The following is a 6,964-nucleotide window of genomic DNA, read 5'->3' as shown; positions in this document are numbered from 1 at the left end:
CCGCGCTGCTTCATGTCGTGGCAAGCCGCCCGCTATCGGCTGGCTTCAATCGTGTTTTGAACACCATCCCTAACGGTTTTTCGTGAAGTTGTGTAGAGGTGTGACATCTGCGCCGGCCGCGTAACCGGGCAGATGACCGATTCGTGCGCACGGCGCGCACCGCGCGGCAGGCGTCGGCGCGGCGGCGTGGTCAGAATGCTACAAATTGAGGAGCTGCTTGCGCAGATCCAGCTAGCGCTGCAGCCCGATTTGGCTCAAAAACCGTGCCCGCAAAGAAAACGCCGCCCGAAGGCGGCGTTTTGCTTACTGGGCTCAGCCCGCGCTCAGTGCGGCGCGCCTTCGGCCGGGCGCTCAAACGCCAGCGTCACGGTCTGCAGGTCCTTGCGCGTTTCCACCAGCACCAGCGGGCCGTCGTCCAACTCAACCAGCGGCGGGCGCTCGCGTGGCACATGGATCGGGCGCGGCTCGGCGGCGATGGCGGCTTGCACCGCGGCGACCTTGTCGGCGTCGGAGTTCACCCACTGCAAGCCGGCGCCGCTTGCGATTTGCGCCAGCTGGTCTGAAGGCAGCGTGAACGTTTGGACCTTGGGCATGCCCAAGCTCACCACCGCGGTTGCGGGGGCAGGCACCGGTCCAGCTGCCACGGTTGTAACGGCCAGCGCAGCGGGCTCGGCCACTGGGGCGGGCGTCGGCACAGGTGCCGGCGGCGTCGCCTCAGCCATGGGAGCGACCGGTGCTTCCGGGATGTCGCCAGCGCGTGCGAAGTAAGAGCGCGGCGCGGGCTCATTCGATGCGGCGACGGGTGCCACCGCCGGCGCGGCCATGTCCATCGGCTCGGCGCTGGCTTCGGCCGCCACGTCGGCGGTGCGTTCGCGGCGCTCGCGGCCGTTGCGCTCGCGCGGGCGACGCTCGCGGCGTTCGCCGGACTGCGCTTCGCGCTCGCCATTGAGCGTGTCGGGTGTGGCGTCCTGGCCGTTCACGCCAGCGACTTCAGCCGCTGCGTCCTGGGCAGGGCGCTCACGGCGGCCTTCGCCGCGACCGCGGCGGCCTTCGCCACGCTCACCCCGCTCGCCGCGCGGCGCACGTGCCGGTGCCGCTTCGGTGGCTGCGTCGGCCTCATGGCCGTTCTGGACCTTCGGGTTCAGCTCGTCGCCGTTGACCACCGGCTGCTGCGCGTCGCGGCGCGGACGATCGCCACGCTCGCCGCCGCGGCGGCCGCCATCTCGGCCATGGCCAGAGCGGCCTTCGCTGCCATCGGGACGGGCTTCATTGCGACGGCCTTCACCGCGCGCACCGCGCTCTTCGCCGCTGCGGCCTTCGCCGCCGCGTCCGCGTCCGCCGCGGCCACCGCGGCGCTCACCGCTGCGGGCGTCGGATTTGTCCGTCGAGGCCGCCGGTTGTGGTGCCGGGGCCGGGGTGGTGACCACGGGCGGCGGTGGCGATGCCACGCCGAATAGGCCTTTGAGCCAACCCATCAGGCCCGCTGGCGGCGGGGCCACAGGCGCCGCCACCACGGGCGTCGGCGCGGCAACGGGCGCCTTGACCGGCTCGGGTCGCACCACCGGCTGCGGTGCCGGCTCGTCGCGCAGCACGCCCTTGATCACGGGCTGCTGCCGGTTGGTCGGCTCCTGGCTGCGCCGCGTGACGGTGGTCGGGTCTTCGAACTCTTCGGCCAGCTTGTAGCTGGAATCCAGATCGTCCAGACGCGGGTCGTCGTGCTTGAGGCGTTCGAGCTTGTAGTGCGGCGTCTCCAGCGTCTTGTTGGGCACCATGGTGACGTTGACGCGCTGCTTGAGCTCGATCTTGGCGATCTCGGGGCGCTTTTCGTTCAGCAGGAAGCTGGCCACTTCCACCGGCACCTGCACGTTGACGGCGGCGGTGTTGTCCTTCATGCATTCTTCTTGAATGATGCGCAGGATCTGCAGGGCCGACGACTCGGTGTCGCGCACGTGGCCGGAGCCGCCGCAGCGCGGGCAGGGGATGGAGGCGCCTTCCGACAGCGCAGGCTTCAGGCGCTGGCGGCTCATCTCCAGCAGGCCGAACTTGCTGATGGAGCCGAACTGCACGCGCGCACGGTCCTGGCGCAGCGCGTCGCGCAGGCGGTTTTCCACCTCGCGGCGGTTCTTGGCCTCTTCCATATCGATGAAGTCGATCACGATCAGGCCGCCCAGGTCGCGCAGGCGCATCTGGCGCGCCACTTCGTCGGCGGCTTCCAGGTTGGTGCGGGTGGCGGTCTCTTCAATGTCGCCGCCCTTGATGGCGCGCGCCGAGTTGACGTCCACCGCCACCAGCGCTTCGGCGTGGTCGATCACGATGGCGCCGCCCGAAGGCAACGTCACGGTGCGGCTGTAGGCCGACTCGATCTGGTGTTCGATCTGGAAGCGCGAGAACAGCGGCGCGTTGTCGCGGTAGCGCTTCACGCGGTGCGCCTGCTCGGGCATCACGTGGCTCATGAACTGGTGCGCCTGCTCGTACACGTCGTCCGTGTCGATCAGGATGTCACCGATGTCCGAGTTGAAGTAGTCGCGGATGGCGCGGATCACCAGGTTGCTTTCCTGGTAGATCAGGAAGGCGCCCTTGGCACCCTTGGCGGCGCCGGCGATGGCGTCCCACAGTTTCAGCAGGTAGTTCAGGTCCCACTGCAGCTCGGGCGCGGTGCGGCCGATGCCGGCGGTGCGCGCGATGATGGACATGCCCTTCGGGTATTCGAGCTGGTCCATCGCCTCTTTCAGCTCGGCGCGGTCCTCACCCTCGATGCGGCGGCTAACGCCACCGCCGCGCGGGTTGTTGGGCATCAGCACGACGTAGCGGCCGGCCAGGCTGACGAAGGTGGTCAGGGCGGCGCCCTTGTTGCCGCGCTCTTCCTTTTCGACCTGGACCAGCAGTTCCTGGCCTTCCTTGATCACGTCGTTGATGCGCGCCTGGCTGACGGACACGCCTTCAGCGAAGTACTGGCGCGAGATTTCCTTGAACGGCAGGAAGCCGTGGCGGTCTTCGCCGTAGTCGACGAAGCAGGCTTCGAGCGAGGGCTCGACCCGTGTCACGACGGCCTTGTAGATGTTGCCCTTGCGCTGTTCGCGCCCTTCGATTTCGATTTCGTAGTCGAGGAGCTTCTGTCCATCGACGATCGCCAGGCGGCGCTCTTCAGCCTGCGTGGCGTTGATCAGCATCCGTTTCATGATGCGTTTTCCTTCTGTCTATCTCACACGACCCCGTCAAGCGGGGCCTGAGATGCCGGAGGCGGCGCGACGAGACGAAGGAACTGCCGTGGCGCGAGACGGGCGGATGCCGGTGCGGGACGCAGGGCGATCCGGGCTGCTGAAACCGAAGCTTCAGCGGCCGAAGTCAGGCGGGGGCGCGTGGAAGGGGGCGAGGGGGTCCGGTGGCAAAACCCGCGTACACGCTACAAATTGAGTAGCTGCTTGCGCAGGTGTGGTGCGGCTCAGGGCCGAAAATGCATCCACAAACGCAGGCCGCAGCCAGCGTTGGAGCATTGTCAGCATCGCCATCAGCACCGGGTTTCTCGCTTCGATCCGATCGGCAGGTTCACCACGCGCAGTGCGGGCCAACCTGCCGACTTTGGGTATTCCGTCAATCAGGGTTTCATCGCGTCGACCCGACCTGCGCTTTTCGTGCGTGGCTGCCCGGGCCCAAAAGGGGCGCGGAGGGCAGGGCGCTTTCTTGTGCAGGCCCGGCATCGACCATTACTGGCGCCGACTTCGCAAGGGGTGGAATTACACTTGCGCGCTTGGGCAAGCAACTTCCATTTCAAATTCAACCACTTACGGCCGGTTGCCAGTGAATCGCATTATAAGTGCCAATCCGCCCAGCTCCGTGACCCTGGGCAAACCCGCGGTGCGCTGGCTGACGGTGGACGAAGAATCGGCCGGCCAGCGCCTGGACAACTACCTGCTGCGCCACCTAAAGGGCGTGCCCAAGACCCACGTCTACCGCATCATCCGCAGTGGTGAAGTGCGCATCAACAAGGGCCGCGCCAGCGCCGACGCCCGCGTCGCGCCCGGCGACGTGGTGCGGGTCCCGCCGGTGCGCGTGGCCGAAGCCAAGCCGACGGACGGCCCGCAGGCCGCCCCGGCGCGCGAATTCCCGGTGCTGCTGGAAGACGAGCACGTGCTGGCCATCGACAAGCCCGCTGGCGTGGCGGTGCACGGCGGCTCGGGCGTCAGCTTTGGCGTGATCGAGCAACTGCGCCGCGCCCGCCCCATGGCCAAGACGCTGGAGTTGGTGCACCGGCTCGACCGCGAAACCAGCGGCATCCTGCTGGTCGCCAAGAAGCGCAGCGCGCTCAAACACCTGCAGGACCAGTTCCGCGAGCGTGAAACCGGCAAGACCTACCTGGCGCTGGTGCTGGGCGACTGGCCGGACAAGCTGAAGGTGATCGACGCGCCCTTGCACAAGTATTTGGTGCCGGGCGGCGTGGGCGAGGGCGAGCGGCGCGTCAAAGTGGTGGGCAAGGACGACCCGGACGGTATGCGCGCCATCACCCTGGTCAAGGTGCGCGAGCGCCTGCCGGGCTTCACGCTGTTGGAAGTGACCATCAAAACGGGGCGAACGCACCAGATCCGCGTGCACCTGGCGAGCCAGGGCCATTCGATTGCGGGCGACGAGAAATACGGCGATTTCGACCGCAACAAAGCCTTGCACAAGCGGGGCCTCAAACGCATGTTTCTCCATGCATGGCGGTTACAGTTCACGCACCCTGCCAACGGCGAGCGCGTCGAGCTGCACGCGCCGCTGCCACCCGATCTGCAAGCCTTCCTGACCCCTGAATGACCCGTCCGCGCCAATTCGACCTGATCTGCTTCGACTGGGACGGCACGCTGTTCGACTCCACCGGCCTCATCACCCGCTGCATCCAGGACGCAGTGGTCGACGTCGGTGGCGCGCGGCCCACGCGCGAAGCGGCGTCCTACGTGATCGGCATGGCGCTGATGCCGGCGCTGGCCCACGCGGCCCCGGATGTGCCGGAAGACAAGTACCCGCTGCTGGGTGAGCGCTACCGCCACCATTACCTGGCGCACCAGGACGACATCAGCTTGTTTGACGGCGTGCTGCCCATGCTGGCCGACCTGAAGGCGCGCCACCATTGGCTGACCGTGGCCACCGGCAAGAGCCGCCGCGGGCTGAACAACGTGCTGGCCACGCGCGACCTGCACGGCGTGTTCGACGGCTCGCGCACCGCGGATGAAACCGCTGGCAAGCCCGACCCGCGCATGCTGCACGAGCTGATGCGCGAATTCGGCGCCGAGCCCGAACGCACGCTGATGGTCGGCGACACCACGCACGACCTGCTGATGGCGCGCAACGCCGGCTGTGCCAGTCTGGGCGTGAGCTACGGCGCGCACGAGCCCGCCGAATTCGACGCGCTGGGCCCGCGCGCCGTGCTGCATTCGGTGCCTGAGCTGCGCCAGTGGCTGGACGCGCACGCCTGATTGCTATCGTATTCGCAGCTGTTTGCGCATGTCCACCAACGATATTGAGCTGATTCCACTCTGCAATTCGACCGATCTGGTCGACGGCGGCGTGGCCGTGGCGTTCGATGTGGTGTACGGCGGGCAGACCCTACGCGCCTTTGCCATTCGCTATGAAGGGCGGGTCCACGCCTACCTGAACCGCTGCACCCACGTGGCCATGGAGATGGACTACCAGGAAGGCCGCTTCTTCGATGACAGCGGCCAATGGCTGCTGTGCGCGTCGCATGGCGCCGCCTACACACCGGACACCGGCGAATGCGCGGGCGGCCCGTGCCGCGGCGGCTTGATCAAGGTCGAGCTGACCGAGCAGGGCGGTGTGGTGCAGTGGCACACCAGTTACCTGCTCAGGCCACTTGAATTCTGAATTCTGAAACCGGGCGCCCGCGGCAGCGATGTGCCCTTCTGGAACAATAGCGGGCTCTGGCCCTTACCCAATCTGCGCAAACAGCTATGGAAAATGAAGTGACCCTGGACGCCAAGACCTTGCATTGGGAGCGCGAGGCGATCGAAAAACTGCTGCTGGCAGACGTGCGCGAACGCCGCGCCGCGCGCCGCTGGCGCGTCTTCCGCAGCCTGGTGTGGATGGCGCTGTTCGCGGCGCTGATCTGGTTCCTGGTGGCCGACAACCTGCCCGGGACCAAGGCCGCGTTGCCGCACACCGCGATGGTCACCATCAAGGGCGAGATCTCCGATTCCGGCGAGGCCAGCGCCGAGTACGTGCTGCCGGCGCTGCGCAGCGCGCTGGAAGACGATGGCTCCAAGGCGCTGGTGATCCTGATCAACTCGCCCGGCGGCAGCCCCGTGCAGGCGGGCCTGATCAACGACGAGATCCGCCGCCTGCGCGCGCTGCACAAGAAACCGATCTACGCCGTGGTGGAAGAAACCTGCGCCTCGGCTGCGTACTACATCGCGTCGGCCGCCGACAAGATTTACGTGGACAAGGCCAGTATCGTTGGCAGCATCGGCGTGCTGATGGACGGCTTCGGCTTCGTCGGCACCATGGAAAAGCTGGGCATCGAGCGCCGCCTGCTGACGGCCGGCGACAACAAGGGCTTCCTCGACCCGTTCAGCCCGCAATCCGACGCGCAGAAGCAGCACGCACAGACCATGCTGAACCAGATCCACCAGCAGTTCATCGGCGTGGTCAAAAAAGGCCGCGGCGACCGCCTGAAGGAAACGCCCGATATGTTCAGCGGCCTGTTCTGGACGGGCGAGCAGGCGATCCAGTTGGGCCTGGCCGATGAACTGGGCAGCCTGGACGGCGTGGCGCGCGACGTGGTCAAGGCCGAGAAGCTGGTCGACTACACCAACAAGGAAAACATCGCCGAGCGCTTTGCCAAGCGCTTCGGCGCGGCCATGGGCGGCGGTGCGGTGGGCGCGCTGCGCGCGGCCCCGGCGCTGCGCTGACGGCATGCGCGGGCGGTCAGCCCGGGTAATGCGCAGGCGGGGAACTGTGCAGGTTCGAGTGACGC

The 6,964-nt window shown here is 67.2% G+C and carries 5 protein-coding genes; 4 read left to right on the top strand and 1 reads right to left on the bottom strand.

What is annotated here, in order from left to right; genetic code table 11:
• Nucleotides 1-323 precede the first annotated feature (323 nt).
• Complete coding sequence (locus FVQ98_RS15490) at nt 324-3,179, bottom strand: Rne/Rng family ribonuclease (protein ID WP_147914358.1); 2,856 nt, start codon at nt 3,177-3,179, stop codon at nt 324-326.
• A gap of 619 nt (nt 3,180-3,798) precedes the next feature.
• On the opposite strand from FVQ98_RS15490, the gene FVQ98_RS15485 reads away from it, so the two are divergent.
• The 4 genes from FVQ98_RS15485 to FVQ98_RS15470 all read left to right on the top strand — a co-directional run bounded on the left by FVQ98_RS15485 (nt 3,799) and on the right by FVQ98_RS15470 (nt 6,899).
• Entirely contained in the window at nt 3,799-4,791 is a 993-nt protein-coding gene (locus FVQ98_RS15485; RefSeq protein WP_370512969.1) for an RluA family pseudouridine synthase, read from the top strand.
• Entirely contained in the window at nt 4,788-5,450 is a 663-nt protein-coding gene (locus FVQ98_RS15480) for an HAD-IA family hydrolase (protein ID WP_147914357.1), read from the top strand. The genes FVQ98_RS15485 and FVQ98_RS15480 overlap by 4 nt, the downstream gene beginning before the upstream one ends.
• 28 nt (nt 5,451-5,478) lie before the next feature.
• Nucleotides 5,479-5,856, top strand: coding sequence for a Rieske (2Fe-2S) protein (locus FVQ98_RS15475; RefSeq protein WP_147914356.1), 378 nt, complete (start codon nt 5,479-5,481; stop codon nt 5,854-5,856).
• A gap of 86 nt (nt 5,857-5,942) precedes the next feature.
• Entirely contained in the window at nt 5,943-6,899 is a 957-nt protein-coding gene (locus FVQ98_RS15470; protein ID WP_147914355.1) for a S49 family peptidase, read from the top strand.
• The last annotated feature ends 65 nt before the right edge of the window (nt 6,900-6,964 follow it).

The sequence above is a fragment of the Ottowia flava genome, assembly GCF_008017535.1.
Taxonomy (GTDB): domain Bacteria; phylum Pseudomonadota; class Gammaproteobacteria; order Burkholderiales; family Burkholderiaceae_C; genus Ottowia; species Ottowia flava.
This window is presented reverse-complemented; position numbering and strand designations above follow the sequence as displayed.